5 protein-coding genes are annotated in these 3,465 nt (G+C 76.3%); all 5 read left to right on the forward strand.

What is annotated here, in order from left to right:
- The first annotated feature begins 46 nt into the window (after positions 1–46).
- On the forward strand, positions 47–490 hold the full coding sequence (locus ABD308_RS15845; RefSeq protein ID WP_344334053.1) for an HAD hydrolase-like protein: 444 nt from the start codon (positions 47–49) through the stop codon (positions 488–490).
- Positions 487–1,371: a glycosyltransferase family 2 protein gene (locus tag ABD308_RS15850; protein WP_344334024.1), complete on the forward strand. Its 885-nt coding sequence runs from the start codon at positions 487–489 to the stop codon at positions 1,369–1,371. The genes ABD308_RS15845 and ABD308_RS15850 overlap by 4 nt, the downstream gene beginning before the upstream one ends.
- Before the next feature lie 282 nt (positions 1,372–1,653).
- Positions 1,654–2,079, forward strand: a complete 426-nt coding sequence (locus ABD308_RS15855) for a hypothetical protein (RefSeq protein WP_344334025.1) — start codon at positions 1,654–1,656, stop codon at positions 2,077–2,079.
- A gap of 168 nt (positions 2,080–2,247) precedes the next feature.
- A complete protein-coding gene (locus ABD308_RS15860) occupies positions 2,248–3,132 on the forward strand; it encodes a universal stress protein (RefSeq protein ID WP_344334027.1) in 885 nt (294 codons plus the stop codon).
- A 30-nt stretch (positions 3,133–3,162) separates the two neighbouring features.
- A partial coding sequence (locus ABD308_RS15865; protein ID WP_344334029.1) for a universal stress protein occupies positions 3,163–3,465 on the forward strand: 303 nt, incomplete at its 3' end.

The following is a 3,465-nucleotide window of genomic DNA, read 5'->3' on the forward strand; positions in this document are numbered from 1 at the left end:
CCAGCTCCGTCGGCGGGCCGCCGAACTCCGCGCCGCCGGACGGGCCCTGCCCGGCGCCGTCGAGGCGCTGCGGGCGATGGCGGCGCGCGGCGAGGTCGTCCAGTCCGTGCTCACCGGGAACCTGCGGGCCAACGCCGAGCTGAAGCTGGGGCTGTTCGGGCTCACGGGCCTCCTGGACGCCGAGGTCGGCGCGTACGGCGACGACGCGCCCGAGCGGCCCGCGCTCGTCCCGGTGGCCCGGCGGCGCGCGGCGGCCGCGTACGGAACCGGCTTCGACTCCGACAGCGCCGTGCTGATCGGCGACACGCCCCGGGACGTACGGGCGGGCCTGGTCGGCGGCGCCCGGGTGATCGCCGTCGCCTCGGGCGCGTACGGCGCGGCCGAACTGCGGGAGGCGGGCGCGGACGCGGTGCTGGCGGACCTCCGCGACACCGCCGCCGTGCTGCGCGCGGTCTGGACCCCGGGGCCCGCCGCACGGAGCTCCGGATGACCGGGGGCGCGCGCCCGGTGGGCCTGGTCTCGGTCGTCATCCCGGCGCGGAACGCCGAGGCGACCATCGCCACCCAGTTGGAGGCCCTGCGCGGGCAGACCTATCCGGATCCGTGGGAGGTCATCGTCGTCGAGAACGGTTCGAGCGACGGCACCCGCGCGCTCCTGCGGTCCTGGCAGCGGCGCATGCCACGGCTGCGGGTGGCCCTCTCCGGGGCCCCCGGCGTCAACCGGGCCCGCAACCTCGGCTGCCACCACGCCGACGGCGAGTTCGTGCTGCTCTGCGACGCGGACGACGTGGCGGCCCCCGGCTGGGTGGCGGGCCTGGTCGACGCCCTGCGGACCAGCCCGGCGGCCGGCGGCGCCCTCGAACGCCGGCTGCTCAACGGGCCGCTGGCGCTCGCCGCGCGCCCGCCCAAGAAGGCCCCCGCACTGCTCGACACCTTCGGCTTCCTGCCCTACCCGGCGGGCGCCAACTGCGGCTTCCACAAGGCGGTGTGGACCCGCCTGGGCGGCTTCGACGAGAGCTACCGGGGCGGCGGCGACGACACCGAGTTCTTCTGGCGCGCCCAACTGGCCGGCTACCGGCTGGCGTTCGCCCCGCACGCCGTCGTCCACTACCGGCACCGCGGCGACACCCGCGCCATCGTCCGCCAGGCCTACGGCTACGGACGCTCACACCCCAAGCTCTACCGCGACTTCGCCCGCGCCGGAATGCCCTCCTCCCCCCTGACCGGCGCCGCCGGCGCCTGGTGGCGACTCCTGCTGCACGCTCCCGACCTGCTCGGCCCCACCGACCGGCGCGCCGCCCTGCTGGCCCAACTCGCCCTGCGCGCCGGCCGCGTCACCGGCAGCGCCCGACACCGCCGGTGCTACCTGTGACCCGTGCCGGGCGGACCACGGTCTGGTGTCGTAGAGGTTGAGCCCGCCGATGATGTCCGAGCCGTCCACCCAGAAGTCGGTCGTGACCACGAGCAGCCTCCCATCAGCCTGACGCCCCGTCACCCTCCCCGGCGCGGGGGACCCGGAGGCTGGCCGGTTCCCGACGCGGCCCGCGGGATCGGGATCCGTGCCGCCATCCGGCTCAGCCCGCCTGGCGGCCAGTCATGACGTCTCCGAGCGTTGGTCTGCGCCGATGTCTCAGCAATCCCAGGAGGAATGGAAATGAACATCACGGAATTGACCGGAACGTACACCTATCGGAGCTTCCTGGAGCTGCCCGATCCCGTCGACGACTTCAACATGCTCCGGTTCGCCCAGGCGACGCTGAAGCTGGCGGCCGATCCGGGCGGTGCCGTCCACGGCGAGCTGATCCTCTCGGATCCCGGAGAGGAGCCGCCGGTCGTCATGGATATGACCGGAACGGCGTCGGCCGCCTCGTCCCGGGTCTCCTTCACCCTGAGTGGTCGGGGCCGCCCGCCCATCGCCGACTTCCACTACGAGTACGACGGCGGCGTCCTGCGCCATTGGGAGACCGGCGTCAACCAGCGAACGGTCCTCGCCGGGACGGTGCTGCGGGCGGAGCCCCACGGGGGCGCGCCCGCCGGGCGGACCGCGAGCTTCCTGGCGGTGCGGCGCGACGGCGCGTGACCCGGACGACGGGCGTGACCGGGGCGACGGCGTGTGACCGGGGCGACGCGGTGGACGGCTGACCGGCTGCCGGGCGGGGCGGACGGTGGTGCCATGGAGGTGGAACGAAACCGGCGCGCCCGTCGCGGAGCAGCGGCGTAGCGGAACGCGGAGCGGTGTGGAGGAACCATGACAGCCACCACCTCGGGCCGGGGAGGCCGCCCGGTCGTCCTCGGCGTGGACAGCGATCCCCAGCCCACGGCCACCGCCTGGGCCGCCGACGCGGCCGAGCGGCGCGGGCTCCCGCTGCGGTTGGTGCACGCGGTCCCGTCGGTCGCCCGCGAATTCCGTCCGTCCGACGAGGGCCACTACCACAAGGCGCTGCGCGAGCGGGCCGACGAGGCGCTCGACCGGGCGGCCGGCGAGGCCCGGGCGCGCCATCCCGGGCTGGCGATCACGACGGTGGTCGAGGAGGACGTCCCGGCGCCCGCACTGTGCCGGGAGTCGGCGCGCGCCTCGCTGGTGGTCCTCGGCACCCAACGGCTGAGCCGGGTCGCGGAGATGCTGAGCCTCGCCTCGGTGACCGTCCCGGTGAGCGCCCAGGCCCGCTGCCCGGTGGTGGTCGTGCCCGGCCCGGAGCACACCGGCCAGGACCCGCCGTTCGTGGTGGTCGGCGTGGACGGCAGCCCCGCCGCGGCCCACGCCGTCCGCTTCGCCCTGGACCTCGCGGCGGAACGGCGGGCCGGGCTGCGCGCCGTCCGGGTCCGCCAGCGCGCCCCGTTCGACCGGACCGACCCGCTCACCGCGGAGGCGGAGCTCCGGCGGGAGCTGGTCGCCGGCACCGCGGGCCCGCACGCGCGGCACCCCGGGGTCCCGCTCGTCCACGAGGTGGTGCACGGGCACCCGGTCGAGGAACTGGCACGGGTGTCCGAGCACGCGCTCGCCGTCGTGGTCGGGCGGCGGGGCGACGGCGGGTTCACCGGCATGCGGCTGGGCTCCGTCCCGCACGGGCTGCTCCGCCGCGCCCGCTGCCCGGTGATCACCGTCCCGGCGCCACCGGACGGCGGGCGCTGACCAGCACCGGTCCCCTCGGAGGAGGCAGCCATGAACGATCCCACCGCCGCCGGACCGGTTGTCGTCGGACCGGTCGTCGCCGGATTCGACGGCTCGCCCGAGAGCCTCGCCGCCACCGACTGGGCGGCCCGCGAGGCCCGGCGCCGCCGGGTGCCGCTGCACCTGTTGCAGGCCTGGCCCTGGCCGAAGACCGATGTGCTCGGCACGGACGAGGTGATCAGCCGCAGCCGGCGGCTGCTGGCCGACCGGGAGGCGGAGCTGCGGGCCGGGCCCGGCGGGCTGGAGGTGACCTCGGCCCATGTCTCCGAGGACCCGGTCGAGGCCCTGGAGGCG

This window comes from Kitasatospora putterlickiae (genome assembly GCF_039527695.1).
Classification (GTDB): domain Bacteria; phylum Actinomycetota; class Actinomycetes; order Streptomycetales; family Streptomycetaceae; genus Kitasatospora; species Kitasatospora putterlickiae.